Below are 25,618 nucleotides of genomic sequence, written 5' to 3' on the forward strand. Positions count from 1 at the left end.
AGTTTGAGTTATTCAGGCTTTCTTTGCCGAGCGCCTTCGGCTATATATAGTCAATTGCTGTGCCAAACTTATAAACAACTGAAAATCAACGATTATTTAAAACAAAGCTGTGTTCATTTCCGAACAACTGTCCGCGCAAAAGCGAACATTATAAAAAATGCAACTGCCGAAAAATATCTTTCGACAATAGCGTATTCAAAAACAGATTTGAAGTTATCTATTCTTTCGAATAGATAACTTCAACTTTAACTCCTGTGGAGCATTTTATGGCAGGAACCTCGACCGTAGTACATCTTTTATCTTTGTCATAAACATACGATACAGCAGTATTACCGTTCACCTTTACGGATACGGGTGCGGCAGTATCAAATATCCGCAACGTATATGAACGTACAGACACGCCACCCTTATAATTACCCCGACGTGCAGAAATAATATACTTACCTCTATTTCCATCAGCTATTTGTTTCAGAGCTGTTGTAGAGTACATAGTGGCATAATCACTATTATCTCCACTGTCTTCATATAAAGAACTTTCACCATCAGAACCGGCTACAATATTCAGGATTAGATTATCCGGACGTTCGGTAACATTCATTACAGTAGGAGGGTTGTAGGGTATGATAGCCCCTTGTCTGAAAAAATAGGGTATTTGCTCGTGTGTGAAATTCATAACCTTTTTACACGGTCCCTCAATAAGTTCATTGGTAGATACGCTCCACCATTTTCCTTCAGGAAACCAGATTTCCTTGGCACTGATACCATCAACAGCAGCTTCAGTGATAGGAGCTACAAGGATATCATCACCGAAAAAATACTCGTTCTCATAGACATAAGCTTCCTCACTATCCGGATATTCATAATACAGAGGACGGCAAACAGATATACCGGTATCATAAGCTTTACGGGCCATAGTGTAGAGATAGGGAAAAAGCGAGTAGCGAAGCCGTACCGCCTCAAGCATCGTCGGAAAATTATCAAACTTCCAAATTCGACGTTCTATGCGTGCATCGTTTGTCGCATGTGTACGGAAAATCGGTGTAAACACTCCGAATTGTATCCAACGAAGTACAAGTTCCGGATCATTTACAATACTCTCATCTGTGAATGCATGTCCGCCAAGATCGTGCCCCCAATAACCATACCCTACATTCGAAGCTGTAGCCGTAAAATAAGGTTGGAAGCCAAGAGTCTGAAAGTTTATAAGAGCATCGCCCGAAAAACCAATCTGATAACGATGGCTGCCCAAGCCTCCCCAACGGTGGAAAATTACAGGTCTGCGGTCTGTACGTTTTCTCGCCATATCGTTAAAGAATACATGATTGCACCAGAATGTTTCACTCAATCCGTAAGTATTATTGCTTGTAAGATGTTGCTGCCAGTCAATCCACCAGAAGTCAACTCCCTCACTTTCGTGATTACGGATGATATTTTTAAAGAATGATTTTGTAAAGTCCGTATAGTCAATGCTCCAAGAGATATTATCTTTTTTGTCGTTAAGATACTTACCATTAAGTTCCGAGTTCATTGCCGCGAAATAGACAGGCGATTCATTCTTGTTTATACCGTCGGCAGGATGAAGATTAAGGGCAATCTTAAAATTATTATCATGGATATCCCGGAGCAAGCCCTTAGGATTCGGTATCAGATTGGTATTCCACGACCATCCTGTCCAACCACCTTTATCTCCGGATTGTCCATTTCCTACGTTCCAGTGCCAATCCATATCCAGAATCATTACATCGGCAGGAATCTTATTATCCTTGATTTCAGACATAATCCGGCGGTAGTCATCTGCCGAATAAGCAGAGTATTTGCTATACCAATATCCGAATACATAATCGGGCGGCAATGGTATCTTACCCGCAATTTTAGTGTAGTCGGAAATAGCTTTCTTATAATCATTACCATAACCCAGATAATAGATGTCAAGAGCATCCGTATCGGAGCGTTCCGCCCACCAGTCAAACCCCATATCCGCATTGGGCCGGAGAGCATAAGAACGCCCACCGTCAGAGCGTATGGCAGCCCATGAATCGTCTATGACAGCCCATCCGGAACGTGATATCAATCCGTTCTCCATTTCGGCACGCTTATTATCTCCATTACTTCCGTCAAGAGTGCGGCAGGTACCTTTAAGATTCAACGAATCTGATTTACCGGGATACCACACAGACTCACATCCATTGTTATCGATAGTTATGGTCAGATTTTCAGGAGAGGCAGGAGTTGTCACCGGATTTGTACTTTTGCGATATTTCAACCTTACCTTATCGGTAACTATATACAAATACGTATTGTCTTCCCTCTTCCTGAAACGTGGCACCTTCAGCCTACGATTGGTTACGGTAAACGTAGCTTGGTCCTCAAATATACCTTTAGCACTGTATTCAATGCGAATCATTTCCGGTGTAAGAACAGTGAAGCGCGCTTTTCCGCAAATCACCACAGCTTCAGGGTTGGCAACCGGATTATTATCGGACGCTGAAGTCTTTGCGGTTGTCAGCATTAGTAGGGCAACCAAACAAATAATTGTTTTCCCCTTTTTAAAATCCAAAAGAAACCCTTGCAACAAGGGTTTCTTTTGAGAAGAAGATTTCTTAAATCCATTCATTGGGCATTCAATGTTTCAATTAAAATATTATTTCAGGTTCTTCACTCCTTTCATTGCAGCCTTATCCGTAACTTCCATGATACTGATAGCATAACCGCCACCCGGCGCTGCTTTCATTTTCAATACAGATTTGGCCGACACAATTCCTTTCCGAATGGTATAAGCTTGAGGATTAGTTCGATAATGGGCATCCTTACTGTCTTCATAGACAGTGGCAATATACTTCTTATCCTTATCAAGGAAGTCCAACTTCAATGCTGAAATATGACCGTCCTCGTTACTGGTGCAGCCTACAAACCAATTATCCGTTCCCTTAGCCTTACGGGCAACCACAATATAACGTCCCGGTTCGGCTTCAAGATAACGGCTTTCATCCCAATCTACCGCTACATCCTTGATGAACTGAAAAGCATCCATAAAACGTTCGTAATTCTCCGGAAGGTCGGCAGCCATTTGCAAAGGGCTATACATAGTGACATACAATGCCAGTTGACGCGCAAGGGTGGAGTTTACATGAGAATGACTGTTGGGATTCAATTTATTCATATCCATTTCGAAAATACCAGGGGTATAATCCATCGGGCCGCCTTGCAGACGAGTAAACGGAAGCACAGTGGTATGAAAAGGTTTGTTACCGGCAAAAGCCTCGTATTCCGTACCTCTGGCAGACTCATTACCAATCAGGTTTGGATACGTGCGGCAAAGTCCCGTAGGACGTACTGCCTCATGGGCATTAACCATGATACGATGCTTCGCAGCTTCAGTCACAGCATACAGATAATGATTATTAAGCCACTGTCCGTAATGATGTTCTCCACGGGGAATTATATTCCCCACATAACCACTCTTGACCGAGTTATATCCATATTTATTCATCAGCTGATAAGCCGCTTCCATATGCCGTTCGTAGTTACGTACAGAGGATGATGTTTCGTGGTGCATCATCAGTTTCACCCCTTTTGAATGAGCATATTCATTCAGCATTTTAATATCAAAATCGGGATAAGGAGTTTGGAAGTCGAAAACATAATCTTTAGAATTGCCAAACCAATCTTCCCAACCAATATTCCAGCCTTCCACCAATACTTGGTCGAAGCCATGTTCGGCGGCAAAATCAATATACTTCTTTACATTAGCATTGTTAGCCGGATGGACCCCGTTGGGTTTCACCCCGGTATAATCCGTTTCACCGAGTTTCACCGAAGGAATATCCCAAGTATACGCCCATGGCTTTCCACCGGCAATCATTTCCCACCACACACCGATGTACTTCATCGGCTTAATCCAAGAAGTATCTTCATATTTACAAGGCTCATTCAGGTTAAGAATAAGATTCGATGCCAATATCTTCCGTGCGTCGTCACTCACCATCACCGTACGCCAAGGAGTATGGCAAGGACTCTGCATATATGCTTTGTTTCCTACCGCATCCGGAGTCAGCCATGATTCGAATATTAAATTCTTATCATCCAGATTAAGATGCATACATGAATAATCAACCAACGCAGCCTCGTGCAAATTGATATAAAGTCCTTCGGCCGTTTTCATCTGAAGGGAAGTCTGCACACCGGTAGGCGAGAAAACAGTCTGCGAAGCATTACCGCTGACAGCGCCTTGCAGCAACCCGCGGATTTCGGAAAGTTTAGACTCCGTATAATCATATTCTTGTGTATCATAATCTCCCGGAATCCACCATGCAGTATGGTCACCGCTCATGGCAAACTGCGAATGTTCCTCCTTGACAACGAAATAGACCAAATTCCTCTGCTGAGGGAATTCGTAACGAAAGCCTATCCCATCGTCGTACACGCGGAAACGAAGATTCATAAAACGGCCGGTCGATGTTTGCTTCAGTTCCACCAGCAGTTCGTTATAATGATTACGTATATCCTTATTCTCTCCCCACACCGGTTGCCAAGTTTCATCGAACGAAGATGTAGAGGTATTTACTACTTCAAACCCCTCCTGCAAGCTTTCCTGCCCGTTCAGTTCAAGACCCAAGGTACTGGGATTGATAACCTGAGATTTCTTGTATTGTAAAGAATAAGAGGGTTTGCCTTTTTCTTGCAGTTCAAAAGAAAGATGGACATTATTGTCCGGAGAAACCTGTTGGTAAACCTTGGTAGCATTCTGCGCTTGCACCGTCAGTGCCATAAACAACGCACAAGTTACCAATACTATCATTTGAAAAGTTTGTTTCATATTCAAAAGTACCTGTTTAAGTAAATAATAAATAAATCTGTATGATTTATCTGAATTCATATCACTAACTGACAGTTTGTATAACCTATGTCTATTCCTTGATTATACCTCCCCGCCCCTTTACTATATGAGCCTTTATTAAAAGGCTTTTAATAGTACAAAAAAATATCCTCATTCATAGATTATTCCGTTAATATAGACATGTATTTATGAATGAGGATATAAACTTTTTATAAAATCCTGAAAACTGTTATTTCACCCTAACCAATTCAGTTATTGCTGATTATAATTTCTCTGCGGTTAATGTCACATTACTCGAATTGGAAACATCCAGAGTAAGTTTATAAGTACCGGTTTGGTCTTCAGTTACTTGCCATTTGTAATCTTGATCATTCGCCTGACGATAAGCTACATTCATGCTATTTCCTATTTCAAATAGAGTATTTTCCCCAGGAGCATAATAATCATAATTAGTATTATTATATTCTATTCTGGAGAGTATTTTAAAGTCACCCTCATGCAAGTTGATTATCAATTCATATTTATTGTCACCTGCCTTTGTAAAATAGGGAGCTCTTTTCAAATCATAACCATTGGTTTGATTTTCACCCTCTGCCACTGATAAAACACTTCCAACCAAATAAACAACATCTAACTTTTCCACTTTTACTTTCATAGTTTCCACATTAACAGTGACAGTATATGTACCTTTTTCTGTTATCACCCACTTATTATCACGTTTAATGGTTCCATTATCATAATATATCACAGGATATGCATTCATTTCCTCACCTAAATCTACATTTTTATTAGTTGCTCCATTCATATTAGGCATTAATTGTACATCTCCAATAAGACTTTGTTGAAGGAGAGCAAATTTCATTTCTTGGTTATCACCGGTTACATTTCCTGTCCAAGTAAAGGTTTTCCCATCTTCGCTTTTCGTCATTTCATACGGCAGTTGCCAATCCGTGAAACCACTTGCCAAGTATAATTTATCAAATTTCAATGTTCCAGGAACTATTATATTACCATCACTTATATCACCATCGTCCCAATTCTTAATGCTTACTCCTGTAATACTTACATTTATATTTCCTGAAGGAGTTGTTTCAAATTTAACTTTATAAGTATACTTCTTACCAGCTTCAAATTTAGTACTGTTACTAATCGTCGCATCAAATATTTTTTCATTCAATTGAAATGTCAATTTACGATCTTCTGCACTATTGTTTCCTTCATTGGGTAACACAATAGCTTCTGTAAAACGATAATTATCCAAATTCCAATATTTCATAACTATCTCTTTTTTTTCACTCCCTTCAGCAATCAACAACTCATCATTCAAAATATCATACTGAATATCAGTATATTGATTGCCTATTGCAGCATATATACCATCGGTATTGACATCACCTTCTATTTCAAAAAAAAGTTTAGTCAAACGATGTTTAAATCCAAGATTAATAGTAGGATTACTTTTACTTGCACCTTCTGCTTTTGCTGACATTAAATCTATACGTGGCTGCTCATCCTGATTAGCTAAATTCAACGATAATTTATTTTCAACTACATTTCCTTGCGGATAATAAGCCACTACATTCACAACATCATCACTTTCGGGAAAATAAGCCGTATTAGCTTCCCCGTCAGGAGAAAAATTACCATTGTCCTTATCAATTACTACATAACGATAATTACTTACACCACCTACTATGCTATTATCTGCACTTACCATATACACACCGATAGCGTCATTCGCATCCCAATGGTCATCTGCCGCACGTGTCATAAGCATATTGATATCACCATTTATTTGCAGTGGTACCCGTCTGCTATCCATTACCTGTTCTTCTACTTCATTGCTGCAACCTGCCATCATCAAAGCAGCCAGCATAACAAAACATGTTTTCTTTTTCATTGCTTAAATCTTTAAAGTTCTTAATTATTTTAACCAATCTAAATCTCCTTTTTCTTCCACAACCCAAGTCATGACCTTACCGTTGAACCCGCCTCTTCCTTCTATATCCAACGGCGTATTACCGCCTTCGTCAAGTTTAGACAATACTTCAGTAAGGTCGGTAGTTATTGTCTCAGTTTCTCCATCTTCTTTAGTTATCTTCACCGTCATTATCTGCCGCTGTGCTTTTTCTTGAGATACCCCTAATAGACGCACAGTGCCTTTGAGCCGCATACTTGCCTCACCTTCTGCTACCGGTGACGCAGTAAAATTGACAGAAGCTTTAGCCACACTCAGCAGTTCACCGGTAGTTAGGTCTATACTCGATACTACATTATCCAGCATACCTGTCACCGATTTAATACTCTCCACATCGGTATCCATTGTTATATTAACTTGACGTGTACGCTGTTGCATCTTTACAGTCAGCCGCAATGTATCTCCTGTCAAAGCAAGTAGTTCATCCTGTACTAAATCCTCCGAAACAGAAAACAAATCATCGGGATTACCTGTAACGACAGAACTTCCCTCACTCCTTGTAGCTACCGTATTCAGGGTAGCTATATTACCGTTAACAGTAACTCCTTGCGGTTCATTATACGCCACCATGTCATAATCACTTGTGGAGAGCAATAAAAAACTATTTACATTACCGGTTACTTCCTGTGTCTCATTGCCTATACGCACCATATATTTCGCCGGTGCTGCCGAAGAACATTCCGACCAATCTGCCGTAAGTTTTACCACAGTCCGCGCTTTCTTCATCGGTGCCGGTAATTCGTCTTTGGCACAACTGCCCATCACGCATAGTCCTGCCAAGAGAAGTAAAGCATTGAATTTACATAATCTTATTCGTCTCATTTTTCAATAAATATTAGTTGGTAAACTTTTCATTTTCCTTAACTCTGCTTTATCTTGCACTTCTATCAAACTGATGGCATAGCCTCCACCCGAAGCCGCCCTAAGTTTCAGTTTGGTTTTGGAAGTAGCAATCCCTTTGCGAATAACATAAGCCTGCGGATTTTTCTTCCAATCGGCATCTTTTGCATCGGCATAAACAGTAGCGATATACTTCTTACCGGGAATCAAAAAATCAAGTTTAAGATTGGATACATGCCCATTCTCATCGGCCGTACAGCCTACAAACCAATTATTTGTACCTTTGGCACGTCGTGCTACAGTGATATAATCACCCGGTTCGGCTTCCAAATACCTGCTTTCATCCCAATCTACCGCCACATCCTTGATAAACTGGAATGCATCTATAAAACGTTCGTAATTCTCAGGCAAATCCGCAGCCATTTGAAGCGGACTATACATAGTACAATACAAAGCCAATTGACGGGCCAATGTAGTACGTGCCTGCTGATCCTTTTTATAACCGTTCTCGTAATAACTCAAATCTCCCTGAAAGATACCCGGAGTATAATCCATCGGTCCGCCCATTAAACGGGTAAAAGGTAAAATAGTAGTGTGATCCACCGGATTACCGCCCATTGATTCAAATTCGGTTCCACGGGCAGATTCCTGCGCCAACCAGTTTGGATAAGTACGGCACAACCCCGTAGGACGTACAGCTTCGTGACTGTTTACCATAATATTAAAATCCGCTGCGCGCTTTGCCACATGTATATAATGATTATTCATCCATTGCGAAGCATGATATTCGCAACGCGGAATTATAGGGCCTACATAACCCGTTTTTACTGCATTATAACCATGATTCACCATAAATTTGAAAGCATCATCCAATTGTCGTTCATAATCAGCGGCATTGGCAGACGTTTCATGATGCATCATTACACGCACCCCCTTTTCATGGGCATACCGCTGCAATTCATCTACATCGAAATCCGGATAGGGAGAAGTAAAACTAAACTGGCGATTTTTAGTATAAGCCGTCCAGTCTTCCCAACCTTCGTTCCATCCCTCCACCAATACGGCGTCAAAACCATGTTTGGCAGCAAAGTCAATATATCTTTTTACATTATCGGTATTGGCCGCATGACGCCCATTAGGAGTCAGTTTGCTATAATCGGTCACTCCCGGTTTTGCACGATTATAACTGCTGTATGCCCAATCTTTCCCTGTCCCGATAAACATCTCCCACCATACACCGATATATTTCATCGGCTTAATCCAAGATGTATCTGCATATCTGCAAGGCTCATTCAGATTCAGAATCAGCTTACTGGCAAGGATATTCCTTGCGTCATCACTTACTACCACTGTGCGCCAAGGTGAGAAGCAAGGGGTTTGCAAGAAACCTTTATCACCGTTTTTATCCGGTACTAAGCAGGCAGTCAAACAAAAAGACTTATCATTTACATTCAATTCCATAGCTGCGTAATCCACCAAAGCAGCTTCATGGATATTAATGTACAATCCGTTACTCCCTTTCAGCATCAGAGGCGTCTGTACTATCAAATCACCCGCCGATTTCGCTTCATACGACTTCATGGCCACGGATTGTTTAGGCATCTCTTCACGTATCTGAGAAAGAGGAGCTGTGGTGTAGGTAAACTCATTAGTGTCATAATCACCCGGCATGCAAAAAGCCGTATAATCATGCGCCAAATTGAACTGAGTCAGTTCCTCATTGATAACGAACTTATTCAAAGTAGGTTGTTCGGGAAACTCATAACGAAATCCCAAACCATCATTAAAGAGACGAAAACGTATATTCAACGTGCGCCCGCTGAAACCTTGTTCCAATGTAAGCAGCATTTCGTTATAATGGTTACGGATAAGCGATTGCTCACCCCATACCGGTTTCCACGATTCGTCCAATGAATCCGTCTGTACCGATTTCACACTGAAATCGTTCATTAATCCGCGTTCATATTTAATATCCAATCCGAGACGACTCGGTGCAAGCACAGTTTTACCTTTATAAGAAAGTTCGTAATAGGGAATTCCCTTTTCTACTACTGTCTTCAGTAATAAATTACCGTCAGGTGAGGAAAGATTCTGCGCTTTCCCCACTGCTGCCAGAAGTAGAAATAACACTATATTAATTGTATTTTTCATATTTCTCTATCTATTCATAAGTGAGACAATCAGAGTTTTGTCAACCTCACAATCTTGCAGGCATGCGCCTCAAGTTCCACATTCAAGTTATCAGCTTCTCCTTCATCTGCATGTTTCCACAAGTCACGCACTTTCATCTTACCCTCAATACCTAAATCGGAGAATTTCACCGAACGAAACTGCTTGGAATCTTCGCGATTGAACAGGCCTATCACCCAGTCACCGTTTGTCATCTGTCCATACCATATCTGACTGTCCGTACTATTTAAAACATCGGATAAAGGTTTACCGACAAAACCATCCTTATTCAAAGCCAGCATTTCTTCGTTCTGGCAAAACTTCAAATCTGAATTGGCAAAACTATCTCCCGGCACATCGGCAATCGCTACCGGACCGCCCGCCATGAGTTGCAGAGAAATGACACTTTCCTTTTCCGCATCGGAAACGAATGTATTCAAGCGGATAAAGTCACCGTCCATAATCATTTTACCACGTCCGGAGTATTTAGACCAGTGCGTAAAGCCATCGAACATATTGCCACAACTGGGCCAATCTTCAAATACTTTGCCGCGATCGGAATTAGACACATGATGCCAGCCACCGCTCCACGTATCACCAACGATACGCGCCATATTACCATACTCACGCTCCAGAGCCGCATCCTCATGCATATTGGGCATTACCAACGAAGTAAATACACCGTATTTCTTTGCAGCCTTACAGATATATTGCAGAGCAAGTTTATAATTCTCTCGTCCGTACCCTTTACCTTTTATGGCATTCATACCGCGGTCGTACCCGTTTTCATAATAACAAAGAAAGTCCATACGGATAAAGTCCACACCAAGATTCTTATAATATTTAAAGAAGCCGTCGATGTACTCCTCAGCACCTTTATGACTTGCTACTACCCACGAGAAGCCATCGTCGGCGTCAGGATAAAGTACATTATCTTCACCTTGCTTATAACGCAAATCCTTGAAGGTAATATTATCAGTACCCTCTATAATGGTTTCTTCCGGACCATGTATCCACAAAGGATTGTCATAGACACCCAATTTCAGTCCCTTAGCCTTGCACATTTCCGAAAGTTTCTTCAGTTTTACCGATCCGTATTTCGTCATATATCCCGTATGATCGGGCTCGGAAGTACCATCCATCGCCATAAAACCATCCGTACAAATCATATTGTAACCATAAGGAAGCAGATTTTCCGCCACATAGTCGATTATATCCTGCCAGGAACCTTCAGACATATCAATAGCCTGTCCTTGCCCACCGGCATTGACCAATTCTTCATTTCTGCGCTCCAATCTCCAACAGTATTCATAGACACTCCAATAGAGAGGGGCGTTATAAGTATGTATTCCTTCCGTATCAGCGTCATCACCGGGAGTTATCACGGGATCATCGGGAATCATATCCGGTGTCCAGCCTGTACCCTTATCCTCGCATCCTCCGAAAAAGAATGTCAATGCCATCAAAAACAGTTTCATATTCAAATTCTTTATCATATCATTATTTTCACCTGAATTTCTCAAACAAGACAATACTTGTTTTATTATACTTTAATTATCACTCAGATTTTGTCAGACGTACAATCTTGCAAGAATGCCCGGGAATCTTATAACTCAAAGAAGTTTCAGCTTCCCCCTCATCCTGATGTTTCCACAAATCACGCACTTTTACCTTGCCCTCAATGCCTATTTCAGAAAAATCGAGTGTACGGTCATATTCATTATCTTCTTTATTGAAAAAACCTATGATATAGTCTCCGTCGGACATCTGTCCGTACCATATTTGATTGTCTGCATTCCACAAATCATCCGACAAAGGTTTTCCTACAAATCCGTCTTTGTTTAAAGCCAGCAATTCTTCATTCTGATAAAACTTTAAATCACCGCTGACAATCGTATTATACTGATCGGCTACGGCAATCGGACCACCCGCCATCAGTTGCAAAGAAATCACGCTCTGTTTTTCACCTTCCGTCTTAAATGTATTCAAACGGGTAAAATCAGCATCCAGCACTACCTTTCCCCTTCCCGCAATGTGCGACCAACTGATAAGGCCGGTAAACATATTAGAGGTAGACGGCCATCCATTGGGATTGAACCATGTAGAGCCATTGCTTGCAAAGTGTTCCCACCCGCCTTTCATTGTATCGGCATCTACCCGAATCATATTACCATATTTCTTCTCCAACTCCGCATCATTTTTCAGATTGGGCATCACAAGCGAAGTGAATACCTGATACTTTGTGGCGGCCTCGGAAATATACTTCAGCGCGAGTTCGTATTCTTCACGTCCATATCCTCTACCGGGCATTCCGCCGGCACCATCTCCCGTTTCAAACAGACAGAGGAAGTCCATACGGATAAACTCTACTCCTATTTTCTTATAATATTTAAAGAAGCCATCAATAAACTCCTTAGCACCTTCATGACTGGGAACTACCCAAGTGAAGATATCCCCTTTATCCGGATAAAGAACATCATCTTTGGCGGGATTGTACACTAAACTACCAACTGTAATACCTTCCGTGCCTTTTACTACCGTTTCATACGGGCAGTGTACCCATAACGGATTATCATAAACACCCAGTTTCAAACCTTTAGCCTTACATTTAGCTACTAAATCCGTCAGTTTTATACCGGCATAATGGGTCATATACCCACCCGGTTCAATACTGGGATCGTTTGTCATTGACATAAATCCGTCCGTACAAATCATATCGTAACCATAAGGCAGAAGATTCTCCGATACCCAATCAATATTCGCATCCCAAGTCACTTCAGGCATATTCGTATTACTACCGGCCTGTTCGGCTACCCAGGCATACTCATATACACTCCAATATAAAGGAGCGTTCAAACTGATAGGTGCATACACCTGTTCATCGTCATCATCATCATCATCAGACGGCAAATTCTCGTCAGGAATCATATCAGGCGTCCATCCGGTTCCTTCATCTTGGCATCCCCCAAAAAGGGATGCCACAATCAATAAAAATTGTATAATAAATATTTTTATCATAATTATCTGGTATTACGGTAGTTTTTCAAATTTAACTGTCATATCTATCACATTCAGAGATATCTTATATTTCCCGGCTTCATCCACTCTCCACTTATAGTCGTTCTCATCTGTATTATCAGGATAATTTTTACGTACCATTTTCAGGGCATTGGTAACTGAAGTACCATTTACCTCAGGCATCAAATAATCACACTCAAAACCTTCAGTATTACTCAGGGGAAATTTTATTTCTCCTGGGTCGAGATGTCCTTCCCATACAAACGTACCTTTCTTTTCATCCGGATTATACTGGAAAGCTATTTTAAATGGTGTATCCCATTGGGTTGCAGTAGCGCTACCTGTCATCCAAACAGCTTTAATAGAGAGATCATCAGGTATTTCTATTTTCGGTTTCTTTTCGAATGTTATTTCCATCAGATAAGTATCCAAAATTATTTTATAACTGCCTGCCTGAGATTCTGTAATTTTCCATTTATAATCATGAGTTCCTACTTTTTCTTTCTCTACATACTCCATAGTATTATCACCGCCAGGCTCTGTACCATGCGTCTTCGGCATCAGATAAGGTATATTCCAATCCTCACGTAATTCCAACGGAAACTTTAATTCTCCTTCATATAAATCCCCTTCATAAACAAACTGTATATTATTAATTCTCTTCAATTCAACCGCACTCATAATATTCCAACCTGCCGGAGTAGCATTACCTACCGCCCAAACTTTTTCATATTTATTTTCCGGATATTCACTTGCAATAGTTAATTCCTCCACATCGACAGTAATGAAATAATACCCATCCTTATCTATGTGGAACAGCGTTTCCGTACCATCATCCGTTTCATTATAAACCAATGTATTGTTATCGGCGCCTCTTGTATAAGAAGGTGTCAGACTTGTCCGGCTCTTTATGAACTTAAAGTCACCTTGCTTCAAATGTCCGCCCCATTCATATTTTTGTTCGGAAAGCACCTCATTCATTTTAAGCGCTTTAGTTGCATCCATCCCTTCAACGGCGGTACCTACAATGAAAAGATCTCTCGCCGCAATATAATAACCTGTCACCGAAAACTGCACCTTGGATATTTCCGGTTTCATATATACACTGCCTCCTGAAACTTCAGCTATGATTTCTGCCTCTAACATGGCGGTTTCTCCCGCTGTTACCTTCCACCCGCTCAATAAATCGTTCATTTCCTTGTGCGTATAACTGATACTTTGTACACCTTCCGGAATTTCTACTTTTGCGATGGAAGTCTCAAAATTATTATCGGCCATATCCATTTTAAAATAATATGTGAGTTTCGTTCCTTCTCCTCGATTGGCAGCACTTCCCCATGTAAAGGATATTGCTTCTTCATTACCCAAATCCTGATTCAATACCACATCACTCGAAGAAACTTTCAGTCCCATCGTGTCTTGTGGGGAATCCAAAGTTATCCGTTCCGTTTCATCTTGACAGCCCATAATTACAAAGGGTAATGTCATTAGAATATTTTTTATCGCATTCTTCATAATAATCAATTGCATTTTTAACTGTTAATTCCAATAAGGGCTTTGAACAAGTTTATCATTCTTATCTATTTCCGACTGATGGATAGGGAACCAATAATAGGCTTTCTTGTATACCCGTTTCAGATAAGGCGTACGTACATAGAAAGAAGAATTATCTCTTCCGCTGAAATTCATTCCGTAGAAATCACCGTTCAATACATTTTCCGCTTCTTTCCAACGGCGAAGATCATCATAACGGATTCCTTCACAGCTCAATTCCACACGACGTTCGGCACGAATCAACTTGCGCATTTCCGCCTGGTCGTTCAAATCAACATGAATATAATTTTCATCCGTAGCACCCGTGGTATACTGACGAATGCCCGCACGTTCACGGATTTTATTCAGATAGACCAAAATGTCTCCATTACCCGGATCGGATTCGTTCAATGCTTCCGCATAATTCAGATAAGCTTCGCCCAAGCGATAGACAATACCCGGACGATACTTATAAGTACCCTGCTTTACATTCAAGTCCGGAGAGATTTTTTTACGTATCAAATAACCGTTTTGCGGAGCATCATGGGTATGCGGATTGTCTTTACTTCCATTGAAAAAATCAAATAGACGCTTCTCCTGTGTGAAATAAGAGTTATTATAGCTCACCGTAATATAGAAACGAGGCTCACGATGACAATACATATTATAAGTGCCGCTTTTGGTTATCGCTCCTCCGTTCACTTCCGTATCCCACACTGTATTATCACGCGTTTCATCAGAAACAGAAAAACCTGTTTCCACATATTCGGAATCATCATCATTGATAGGCAGACCGTTTTCCATAAAGAATGCATCCACCAACGACTGCGTAACGCCCAAGCCGCCGCTACCGCCACTGGCAGCCGGAGTAGCATGTTTTTCGTATTCCCCATATTCCGAACCACCGGGACGTGCAAACAGAATTTCAGTATTTCCTTCGTCATATCTTGTCAGGAAAAGATTTTGATAAGACATAAACGGGTCTATTGTACCATCTTTATTCTCCACCGTATACAATTTATGTCCGGCAGCTTCAGCGGCATCAATCAGTTCTTTGCAAGCCTGCGCTGCATACGCCCATTTAGTCTTGTCGGCAGTAGTACTGAAAAGATTCTCGCCGTCCTTATTCTTATGATTTGCATAATCAGGATTTCCATTTACCAACGGACTGGCGGCAAAAAGTAACATACGGGCACGTACTGCAAGACACATGATAGAAGTAGCACGACCGTATTTACGTGCTTCGGTATATTTGGGGGGAAGAATTTTGGCTACTTCCTGCAACTCTTTATCCACCCAATCCACCACTTCATAATAGGGGCGTTGTCCTTCCATTAAATCCGCCAAATTAAAGTCTGTCGGCGCTATATAGTTCGGTTTGAAAGGAATCGGACCATACGTATTTGACAGCAGATAATAATAATAAGCGATCATAAACCGCATCTCCGCTTTCATATACGTCACTTCAGTAGCACTGATTCCCTGATCGGGCAGCGGATGTACGTTTTCTATAAAAATATTAGCCTCGCGTATCAGCTGGGGCAACCGTGCCCAATAGTTACCGTCCCAATCCGTAGAAGGTGTCCATTCGCCCAATAGCATCGGAATTACTTTCCAATCCCATTGCCGCCACCGTTCAGAGGCCGTCATATCATCACTGAGAATATCCCATCCTAATTTCCGCGCGTATCCCCAATAAGGATCAGGAACATGAGAATATACATTGGCAAGCCAACCCTCTATACGGGTTTTATCTTCGAATACCATAGGGAGTGTCAGTTCCGTATCTGATTCTTTATCCAGATAATCGACGCATGAAGTCAAGAGCTGCATACCCAAAACTCCGGTTATAATATATTTAAATAGTTTCATAATATGATTGTATAGTTGGTTATCATTAAAAATTCAAGTCAAATCCCACCATCAAAGAGCGCATGGACGGATATTTCAAACCGTCGACGGTATCCAGTTCAGGATCCCAAAGTTTGAATTTGGAAAGATAGAACAGATTGTTACCGCTCACAAAGAAGCGGATGCTCTTGGCATGAATTTTACGCGTAACAGCCTGAGGAATACTGTAACCCAATTCTATTGATTTCAGTCGCAAGAAACTCATATCTTTCTTCCACCAGGTAGAAGCACGGCTATTATTGGTATTCGTACTCTCTGATAGACGAGGCCAGAACACATCCTGCGAAGGATTCTTTTCTGTCCAGCAATCGGTATAATTATCGTATACATTACCCAATACGCCTTGTCCGCTCCCCGGAATAAAATAATTGGAACCACCGATAACGCGATACGCATCTGCAGAGCCCTGGAAGAAGAAGCTGAAATCCCATTGCTTGTAATTCAGGTTACCACCGAAACCGTATACCATACGCGGATCTTTTGTTCCGCCTATATATCCTTCATCCGCTTCCGTAATGACCCCATCATCATTCATATCGACATATTTGATATCTCCCGGACGTACCTCCGTTCCTAATTCAGGTTTCGGTATACCGGGTTTCAGTTCCCCGTTTATAAAATCATCTTCCGTAAAAAGGCGTTCTGCCTGCAATCCCCATAGGGTATTAATGGAGCGTCCCGTAATGGAACGGTAAGTTCCTTTGACCGATTCCGGCTCGTCTTTCTCCAATATCTCATTTTTAGCATAAGTGACAGTACCTCTCAGGCTCATTGCCCAATCATCATTGAACCGTTTGTTGTAAATTACCGAAAGATCATATCCCTGATTATTCACTTTACCATAGTTGGCATACGGATTAGACACGAAACCTGCTTGGGTAGGGATGGTAGAACGTTGCATAAAAATACTGGTACGTTTTTCTTTAAAGAAATCCAGTTGTACATCCAACTCGTTCCACAACCCCAATTCAAGACCGATATTCATTTTAAAGGCTTTTTCCCAAGTCAGATCGGAAACCCCTACTTCACCTTCCTGAATACCTGTGTAATAGTTGCTATCGGTATATCCGAAATGATAACCGCTGGAATTACTGTTAATGGTAGTGATATATGCAAAACGACGACCGCCGATATTATCATTACCTACCGAACCGACAGAAGCTCTCAACTTCAATTTTGTAATGTCTTCCTGCAAATTCCTCATGAAGCTTTCTTCTGAAATCAACCAACCGATGGCTACGGAAGGGAAGAAACCGAAGCGCTTGCCTTTTGCAAAGTTCTCCGAACCGTTGTAACCGAAATTAAATTCACTGATATAACGGCGGTCGAAAGTATAAGAAAGACGACCGGCGATACCTTGTGTACGATTAGGTTGTATATCACCCCAGTCATAGCTACGCTGGTTGTATAAGAAAAGCGCATCAAGCGCATGTTTGTCAAAAGTACGGTTATATGTAACGGCAGCTTCCAGATAAGTACTTTGGTTTCCGTAATTGGCGTTACTTGAATGGTCTAAAAACTCACTACCATAACTCAAAATACTGTGCACCAATTCTCCTTCATCATTACGCGACTTGGCCACACTGTAATAATCAGGTTCCTTACCGCGAGTAACAAAATTCTCATTATATGTATCGAATGCAAACGTCACTTTCATTTTCAGCCCCGGAGTAATCATCTTTAAATTCTGTTCCAAAGAAAAAAGAGATTCCAGCTTACTTTTTCCACCGCGGTAATAACCGTTCTGCGTATTCATAGCCCACGGGTTTTTACGGGTATTGCTGACACGAGGAATGGTACCGTCCGAATAAATGGCAGGATGTACAAACGGCGGAGTCTCGAAAGCAGCTTGAAACAGTTCATCCGTACTACTTCTCGATTTACGAAGATTCTGTAAATAACCTCCCACATTGAAACGTAAAAGCGTTGTTTTCGTCAAATCCAAATCCACATTGGCACGAATATTATAACGGTTCAGTTTGCTTTGCGTATCGTAAGGCAGTGTTTTATCAGACCCCATAATTCCGTTTTCATGGTAAAGAGAAGCTGTCAATGAATAGCGAAGTATTTCCGTACCGCCGGATACCGTCAGATTTGCACGCGTAGAATTAGCGTAATCCTTGGTTATCGCATCTATCCAGTCTACATCAGGATATAAATCTTTATCATATCCATAATAAGTCTTCAAAATCTGGTCTTTCGTAAACAGCCTTTTGTTCGGGTCGGACTGAAGCGTATTCAGCAAACTCATATATTCGGCAGCTCCTATGAACTGAGGAAGCTTTGTAGGAGCCTGAATAGATTGCTCCACACGTAAATTTACGGAAGGAGCAGATACCGAACCGCGTTTGGTATTAATCAAAATAACACCGTTGGCACCTCGCACACCATACATGGCACTGGCCGATGCATCTTTCAATACTGAGAACGATTCTATTTCCGCCGGATCGATATCATTCAAACTACGCTCTACGCCATCTACCAAAACCAACGGAGACGTATTTCCGCTGAATGAAGATATACCACGAATCCAAAAATTTGAGTTATCATACCCGGGCTCTCCCGAAGGCTGTACGGCAATGACACCTGCCAGTTGTCCCGCCAGATTATTACTCATGGAACGGGATGAACCTACCTGTAATTTCGAAGGATCTAAAGTTTGTACGGAACCGATAACCGAGAGTTTCTTCTGATTACCGTATCCCACAACTACCACTTCATCCAATGCTTCTACATCTTCCAATAAAGTAATATTAAAATTGATATTATTACCAACCGGAATTTCCTGAGTTTTAAATCCTACATAGGTGATGACAAGAATACTGCTTTTATCAGGTACTTCAATATAAAAATGGCCGTCAATATCGGTAATAGTCCCCTCTGAAGAACCTTTTACCATAATATTTACACCCACTAAAGTGTTTTTTTCTTTGTCGATGACAGTACCACTGACACGGATACCTTTTTGCTGCTCGATAGTCTCACTTTCGGAATATGGAATATTTGCATATGACGGAAATATGCATACCCCACAGAATAAAGAACCTACAAGCAGTGTTTTCTTTAAATTCATAAGTAATTACATTTATTCGGTTATTAAATGATATTATTCAGTCCTTGTTATAATTTCAAAGGCTGATGCAAAAATCATAAATCAATCTAATACAAACAAATATATAAGATTAAAATACAAAGATAGTTTACTATCAAATACCTGAAAATCAAATATTTGATAGTAAGATCAAGACATAAAAATACAAATGCCGTACAATACTTAAAAGGATGTAATCTGCATAATATTTTCTTCAAAATGCTCCGGATCCAGCGATTTCAGCCTTAACCGCGAGCGATAAGAATAGATGGTAGCTTTAGAATAGCGTAAAAAAGATGCAATGCGTTCACTATCGGTGATTCCCAAGCGAATCAGAGCAAAGATACGCAGTTCCGTAGTCAGACGACCCTCTTGCTTAGGCACAATGGAGTTGTTTGCAGGTAACAATGAATTGAATGCTTTTACAAAAGATGGGAACAGGTGCAGGAAAGTTTCATCAAAGGTATTATAAAACGCTTCGACTTCCTCTTCGATAATGACGGAAGATTTCAATGTTTTAAATAAATCCTCAAGTTTACCGGACGCCGCTTTTTTATTGAGCATTCTGCGGTAATTATCCATCTTGTTGATGTAAGAAGAACATTCCGTCATAAACTTGGTAATGTAAAGCTCCTTAATATTGTTAGCTTCCGAAAGCGACTGGTTCATATCCGACAATGCGTGATTGGTTTCATGGAGCTCTTTATTGGCAGATTGAAGTTGTTCGTTTACAGAATTAAGCTCCACATTCAACTGTCTTAACCGTTCATTGGCCTTGTTCAGCTCGCTTCTTGCCGCCGATAGTTTTTTTATTTGCCGCCGTACATAAATTACCAAACCGATAAGAAACACAGACAATATGCTGATACATGCCAATGCAATCATCATCTGTTTCTTTTCTTTCTTCGTTTTGACTTGATAGGCATTAGCGATAATAGGCAATGTTTGTGTCACTTCAATAGTACGCAGGCGGGCATTACAGAATGTAGCATCATCCAACGAACGGCGCATATAAATATATGCCCGATTGATATCGCCTTCTTCATAGAGGATAGTGGCCAATCGGCGCAGCGAAATATATTCTTTTACCGCCCATTTCATATCAGCCATTGCAGAGACAATCAAGTATTTCTTTTCTTCTTCCCTGTTTCCTTGTCTTCTGTAAAAATCGGATATGGAGTAGGCCACATAGGCTACATCACGGTTATCAGGATCCAGTTGGCGGTAAAAATCGAGTAATATCTGCAACCCTTTGCTATAATCTCCCTGTTCCAACAATCTGTCAGCACGTATATAAACATCGGTAGAATCATTTTTCTGCATAATCGAATCTTTATAAAGCATGGCTTTTGCCCGATATTCCTTGCTTTGAGACTCGATAATGGTATACTTTACCATAGCTTCATACAGTGTATTGTAAATGAGGAAATAATACTTCTCCAGATATTCTGCCAGCGTAGCCCGGTTAATATTTTGTAAAATATCCGATGCTTCTTTATACATACCACCCTGTATCAGCACATAAGCCATATTCAATCTTGAATCGTCAATGTAATCCTGGCGATTCATCTTATAGGCAGATACCAGTTTTTCCTGTGCATAATGAAGTGCGGAATCAACCACATAAGAAGAATATTCATTGAAAAGAAAGTTCTTCAACTGATAGCGTTCTTCTTCCGATGCGGTTTTGCGTAATTTTGATTTTACGTCAGAAATACGTCCCTCGCGAATATCAACATATTTCTGCTGTTCAGCCACTACTCTATCCAAATCTTCCAAAGAGGGAAAAGCGGTGTTTTGAGCCTGTCCAGCACAGAAATGTAACAATATCGATACGAAGAAGATGTTTCTTTTCATTTTTATAAATTTTTGATGGATACAAAGTTACTACAAAAAGTGAAATGCGGAAGAATATGGTAATGGATTTGATTTTGAAGACAATAGAATGAAAGCTGTGGAAGCCAATATTCCATTGTCTTAAGGGTATCATATCAATAAGATTTCGGCGTATTATAAAATATGAAATAGTCCGTAAGAAAAAATACCAATATCAAGCATTATTTCAAAGAATGTCCGATTATATCCTGTATATGGTTTTTCAAGATATGAAATGCCGGAGAAACCATTGACCCATGGTCGAAGCCATCCAGCTCATAAAGATATGTCTTTTTATGACCGTTTTCCTTCATCATTCTCCACAGATATGCAGTTTCTTCATATCGTCCCAGTAGTTCCATATCTCTGTCGCCTGATATGATTATCATCGCAGGTGCATCTCCACGTACATAATATAGAGGAGCATACTCATCTATACTAGGCTGATTGGTTCGCATGCCTTTTGACTCACGATACGCAAAATGGCTAATTGCATGACCGCTGAAAGGGGCCAAAGCCAGAATAGAATCTGCGTCAATATCATATTTAGCTAGCCATTTTTTATCAAGCCCAATCATATTTGTCAGATAACCTCCGGCTGAATGTCCCGCGACGAATATTTTCTTAGTATTTCCGCCATATTTCTCTATGTTTCTGAATGTCCATGCAACAGAGGCGGCCGCGTCATCAATACAATCCTTTAAATCGGCTTTAGGCAATAGTCTGTAATTAACTGCCACAATACCTAAGCCACAATCTTTAAGTTCATCAGGAATAAAACGCTCGCCACTGGTAAGGCCTCCACCATGGAACCATACGACTGTCGGGTAATCTTTTATATTTGCAGGTACATATAAATCCAATTTACATCTACTCAATGCATATTCATCACCTGTAGAACGATAGGATATATCGGGAATTATTTTATAATCCTGTGACCAGGCTGCTATATCGAACAACAGGAGAAAAAGAACAAAACAATAAATTTTCCTAAACCTCATATATATAAATTCAAATAGGATATATCAATACAGGTAACTATAAAAACATAACAGTCAACATACTATAATTGATATATCCTCTATTATTGAAAAAATATTTGAAAATTACTTTTTAAAGTCAGCCCAATCAGTCAGACGCATATCTCCCTTGTCGAGGAATACTTCATGCATACCCAATGCTGCTGACAAGCTGTGACTGGTCTGTCCCTTGCTGGCTATCTTGAGATAATCCCACAACAACTGCTTATAGTCTGGATGAGCACAGTTCTCAATAACAGTCTTGGCACGTTCCATAGGACTCTTACCACGCAAATCGGCAATACCCTGTTCTGTGATGATTACATTTACAGAGTGTTCGCTATGATCCTGATGTGACACCATAGGAACAATAGAACTGATACAACCACCCTTAGCTGTTGAAGGACAAGAGAAAATAGAGATATAAGCACTGCGCGTAAAGTCGCCAGAACCTCCGATACCGTTCATCATCTTGGTTCCGCAGATATGTGTAGAGTTTACGTTACCGTAAATATCCGCTTCGATTGCTGTATTCATTGAGATAACTCCAAGACGGCGTACTACTTCAGGGCAGTTTGAAATTTCAGAAGGACGCAACACAAGTTTGTCACGGAAGAATTCAATGTTATCGTAAATATCCTGCAGACAGTCGTTTGTCACACTCAAAGAACATGTACTACCGAACTTTATTCTACCGGTTTTTACCAAATCTATCACTGAGTTCTGGATAACTTCAGTGTACATTTCAAAAGCAGGTACATCAGGATTCTTACCCAATGCACTCAACACTGCATTTGCTATATTACCTACACCAGACTGTAAAGGCAAGAAAGTAGAAGGTATTGTACCCTTACGCAAATCGTTCACCAGGAAGTCTGCCACATTCTGACCAATCTTGTCGGTTATAGGATCCGGATCGTGGAACCCACGGGCTTCGTCAGGAATATTCACTTCCACCACAGCAGCAATCTTGGCCGGATCAACCTGAATATATGGTGTTCCGATACGGTCACTAGCATGTTCTATCATGATAGGACGACGATGTGGCGGACGTTCTAGTTCATAAATATCATGCATACCCATAAGACTTGTCTTGTTATGAGCAGCATTAAGTTCGACTATAACTTTTTCTGCCAGACGTGCCACTGTAGGGGAAATACCAACACCGGCAGTAAGATAAATACGTCCGTCGGCAGTCAGTTCACAAGCTTCCATTATGGCAACATTCACCTTACCCAAGAAACCGGAACGGATTCGCTGAGCCATTTGTGACAGATGTATATCAGAGTATTTTACCTGTCCGTTGTTGCAAGCCTTGCGGAAATCAGAATTTGTTGTATATGGTGCTCTGAAATCAAGAGCATTTGCACGTATCAGAACGCCGTCACATGAATCACCGGTTGAAGCACCTGTAAGAACGCTCACTTTAAAATGTTCTCCACGTGCATGTTTTTCTTCAGCCATTTTAGCCAACTCGGCAGTAACAGCCTTAGGTGTTCCGGCTGGTGTAAATCCACTTAATCCAATAATATCTCCGTCTTTAATCAAACTTGCAGCTTCGGCCGCTGTCATAAATTTATAGCTCATGATATTGTGTTTTTAAAGTTATTTGTATATATTCGAAACTTAGTAAGTTTTCTGAGGCTCTCCAAATTTAGAAAAAAAACATCAAATCCAATACTTCTTGTTTCAAATTTATGATGAAAAACATATTTTTTTCTACAAAATGAGCGTCATAATCTAATATTTCAAATATTTTGACAATTATTAAGAGCCACGTATCTATCCAAGTTTCTACTGATTTATTTGCAGATATCAGAAATAAATGCCAATATCGCATATTACATTGAAAAACATATATTAGTTATGAAAAAAATCGGTTCATTAATATTACTCATAAACGCATTGTCGAAATCGGAAAAGAAAGCTTTATATCTACAGGCAGGAGAAAATCCGACAGAAAAAGCATATATGAAAATATTCGATATCATAGACAAGAAAAACATAACTGATATAGAATATATTAAAAAGAATTATGCAAAATATTACCCAATAAATTCATTTGTTCCGGAAGCTAATTATTTATACCAGCACATCCTTTCCACACTGGCAAGTCTTGCCATAATGAAAAAACGCAAACATAACTTATATTATAAAATAATACAGGCAAATATTCTCAAAGAAAAGCATCTGATGGACGAGCATTTCCAGATGCTGGACGAAGTGATTGAAGAATCCGAGTCAACAGAAGATTACAGTGTCTCCTCTTTAGCACAGAGAACAAAACTGGATTCCATGCGTCAGGAAAACTTCCTTGACATATCAGAAGATACCCTTATAAAAGAGCATTTAAGACTAAAAGGATATCTGAATGTACTTAATCAGATAAATCGCCAGTCGGAACTATATGAACTGATGGTGTTCTACACCAGCCGAAAATCGGACACCAAGATTTTTGACGATCTGGCAATAACGGAAATAACATTTGTCAACAATCTGAGAAAAAATCTTTTCGAAATACAGAAGAAACATTTACTGTTCCAGGGTATATATCTGTTATGCAAAAACAATTATCAAGCGGCAAACAACATTTACAAAGAAGCGAACGAACTGTTCGCCTCTCATAAATCATTCCTTAACAATCCACCATCCGATTATATACAGTTCATCGAGAATGTGCTGAAAAAATGCAATGAGAACAGGCAATATTCGGAAATGGAGTATTACATTAACATCCTGGAGGGATTGAAATGTTATACCGCAGAATTCAATGCGGAAATAGAATGCATAATATTCACAAACAAAGCTGAATATTATATACATACTAATGACAAGAAAAAAATAAAAGGACTCATCAGCTGTTACAAAGATACAGACTCCATAGTGAAATATCTTACACCATTCAGAAAAATACAGTTCATACTTGAATTGTCATTATTACACATAAACATCAACGAACATAAACAGGCAAAAAAGATTCTTTATGATATTGTAAAAGACTCCAATTATCAAAGATTCTTTCTATATAAACCTTGCCTGCTATTATATTACATATCTATATACGAACTCCAGGAATACGATTTTCTGGAATATTCCATAAGAGCAGCCAGAAGAAAATTGAAGAACAACAGAGAGACATCAAAAATAGAAGCTATACTATACGAATTCTTTACAAAAGACATGTTTAAACTTTCCCAATCGGATAAAAAGAAGTATCTTGAAGAATTATGCAAGCAGATTGACACTCCACAAAATATTTCTGACCATCTTACCATGAAAATATTTGACTTTAAAAGTTGGATTTTATCACATGCATAATTCATATTTTATACAGTAATTATTTATTC

The 25,618-nt window shown here is 40.1% G+C and carries 14 protein-coding genes; 1 reads left to right on the forward strand and 13 read right to left on the reverse strand.

The window, feature by feature from the left end:
- Positions 1–217: 217 nt before the first annotated feature.
- The 13 genes from H6A61_RS07445 to H6A61_RS07505 form a co-directional block, all read right to left on the reverse strand.
- Positions 218–2,524, reverse strand: coding sequence for a glycoside hydrolase family 31 protein (locus tag H6A61_RS07445; protein WP_235339493.1), 2,307 nt, complete (start codon positions 2,522–2,524; stop codon positions 218–220).
- A gap of 117 nt (positions 2,525–2,641) precedes the next feature.
- Complete coding sequence (locus tag H6A61_RS07450) at positions 2,642–4,816, reverse strand: glycoside hydrolase family 97 protein (RefSeq protein ID WP_204392514.1); 2,175 nt, start codon at positions 4,814–4,816, stop codon at positions 2,642–2,644.
- 283 nt (positions 4,817–5,099) lie between these two features.
- Positions 5,100–6,737: a fimbrillin family protein gene (locus H6A61_RS07455; RefSeq protein WP_204392516.1), complete on the reverse strand. Its 1,638-nt coding sequence runs from the start codon at positions 6,735–6,737 to the stop codon at positions 5,100–5,102.
- A 24-nt stretch (positions 6,738–6,761) separates the two neighbouring features.
- On the reverse strand, positions 6,762–7,637 hold the full coding sequence (locus tag H6A61_RS07460) for a FimB/Mfa2 family fimbrial subunit (protein WP_204392518.1): 876 nt from the start codon (positions 7,635–7,637) through the stop codon (positions 6,762–6,764).
- 3 nt (positions 7,638–7,640) lie between these two features.
- Complete coding sequence (locus H6A61_RS07465) at positions 7,641–9,806, reverse strand: glycoside hydrolase family 97 protein (protein ID WP_204392520.1); 2,166 nt, start codon at positions 9,804–9,806, stop codon at positions 7,641–7,643.
- Between the two features lie 29 nt (positions 9,807–9,835).
- Complete coding sequence (locus H6A61_RS07470) at positions 9,836–11,302, reverse strand: alpha-galactosidase (RefSeq protein ID WP_239469141.1); 1,467 nt, start codon at positions 11,300–11,302, stop codon at positions 9,836–9,838.
- Positions 11,303–11,381: 79 nt separating this feature from the next.
- Complete coding sequence (locus H6A61_RS07475; protein WP_204392522.1) at positions 11,382–12,842, reverse strand: glucan 1,6-alpha-isomaltosidase; 1,461 nt, start codon at positions 12,840–12,842, stop codon at positions 11,382–11,384.
- Positions 12,843–12,854: 12 nt separating this feature from the next.
- Complete coding sequence (locus tag H6A61_RS07480; RefSeq protein ID WP_204392524.1) at positions 12,855–14,309, reverse strand: SusE domain-containing protein; 1,455 nt, start codon at positions 14,307–14,309, stop codon at positions 12,855–12,857.
- 72 nt (positions 14,310–14,381) lie between these two features.
- A complete protein-coding gene (locus H6A61_RS07485) occupies positions 14,382–16,247 on the reverse strand; it encodes a RagB/SusD family nutrient uptake outer membrane protein (protein ID WP_204392526.1) in 1,866 nt (621 codons plus the stop codon).
- A 25-nt stretch (positions 16,248–16,272) separates the two neighbouring features.
- On the reverse strand, positions 16,273–19,359 hold the full coding sequence (locus H6A61_RS07490; protein WP_204392528.1) for a SusC/RagA family TonB-linked outer membrane protein: 3,087 nt from the start codon (positions 19,357–19,359) through the stop codon (positions 16,273–16,275).
- A gap of 201 nt (positions 19,360–19,560) precedes the next feature.
- Positions 19,561–21,234: a DUF6377 domain-containing protein gene (locus H6A61_RS07495; RefSeq protein WP_204392530.1), complete on the reverse strand. Its 1,674-nt coding sequence runs from the start codon at positions 21,232–21,234 to the stop codon at positions 19,561–19,563.
- Positions 21,235–21,434: 200 nt separating this feature from the next.
- Positions 21,435–22,253 carry an alpha/beta hydrolase gene (locus tag H6A61_RS07500; protein WP_204392532.1) on the reverse strand — a complete coding sequence of 273 codons (819 nt, stop codon included), beginning with the start codon at positions 22,251–22,253 and terminating at the stop codon, positions 21,435–21,437.
- 105 nt (positions 22,254–22,358) lie between these two features.
- Complete coding sequence (locus tag H6A61_RS07505) at positions 22,359–23,858, reverse strand: acetyl-CoA hydrolase/transferase family protein (RefSeq protein ID WP_154044246.1); 1,500 nt, start codon at positions 23,856–23,858, stop codon at positions 22,359–22,361.
- A gap of 279 nt (positions 23,859–24,137) precedes the next feature.
- On the opposite strand from H6A61_RS07505, the gene H6A61_RS07510 reads away from it, so the two are divergent.
- On the forward strand, positions 24,138–25,589 hold the full coding sequence (locus H6A61_RS07510) for a hypothetical protein (protein WP_204392534.1): 1,452 nt from the start codon (positions 24,138–24,140) through the stop codon (positions 25,587–25,589).
- Positions 25,590–25,618: the final 29 nt, after the last annotated feature.

The sequence above is a fragment of the Bacteroides caecigallinarum genome (genome assembly GCF_016901995.1).
In the GTDB taxonomy this organism is placed as follows: domain Bacteria; phylum Bacteroidota; class Bacteroidia; order Bacteroidales; family Bacteroidaceae; genus Phocaeicola; species Phocaeicola cellulolyticus.

Excerpts from the sequence above, each read along its gene's own strand:
- H6A61_RS07505 (WP_154044246.1), bottom strand. The coding sequence starts at position 23,858 with ATGAGCTATAAATTTATGACAGCGGCCGAAGCTGCAAGTTTGATTAAA.
- H6A61_RS07465 (WP_204392520.1), bottom strand. The coding sequence starts at position 9,806 with ATGAAAAATACAATTAATATAGTGTTATTTCTACTTCTGGCAGCAGTG.
- H6A61_RS07460 (WP_204392518.1), bottom strand. The coding sequence starts at position 7,637 with ATGAGACGAATAAGATTATGTAAATTCAATGCTTTACTTCTCTTGGCA.
- H6A61_RS07475 (WP_204392522.1), bottom strand. The coding sequence starts at position 12,842 with ATGATAAAAATATTTATTATACAATTTTTATTGATTGTGGCATCCCTT.
- H6A61_RS07470 (WP_239469141.1), bottom strand. The coding sequence starts at position 11,302 with ATGAAACTGTTTTTGATGGCATTGACATTCTTTTTCGGAGGATGCGAG.
- H6A61_RS07495 (WP_204392530.1), bottom strand. The coding sequence starts at position 21,234 with ATGAAAAGAAACATCTTCTTCGTATCGATATTGTTACATTTCTGTGCT.
- H6A61_RS07510 (WP_204392534.1), top strand. The coding sequence starts at position 24,138 with ATGAAAAAAATCGGTTCATTAATATTACTCATAAACGCATTGTCGAAA.
- H6A61_RS07450 (WP_204392514.1), bottom strand. The coding sequence starts at position 4,816 with ATGAAACAAACTTTTCAAATGATAGTATTGGTAACTTGTGCGTTGTTT.
- H6A61_RS07480 (WP_204392524.1), bottom strand. The coding sequence starts at position 14,309 with ATGGGCTGTCAAGATGAAACGGAACGGATAACTTTGGATTCCCCACAA.
- H6A61_RS07485 (WP_204392526.1), bottom strand. The coding sequence starts at position 16,247 with ATGAAACTATTTAAATATATTATAACCGGAGTTTTGGGTATGCAGCTC.
- H6A61_RS07490 (WP_204392528.1), bottom strand. The coding sequence starts at position 19,359 with ATGAATTTAAAGAAAACACTGCTTGTAGGTTCTTTATTCTGTGGGGTA.
- H6A61_RS07500 (WP_204392532.1), bottom strand. The coding sequence starts at position 22,253 with ATGAGGTTTAGGAAAATTTATTGTTTTGTTCTTTTTCTCCTGTTGTTC.
- H6A61_RS07455 (WP_204392516.1), bottom strand. The coding sequence starts at position 6,737 with ATGAAAAAGAAAACATGTTTTGTTATGCTGGCTGCTTTGATGATGGCA.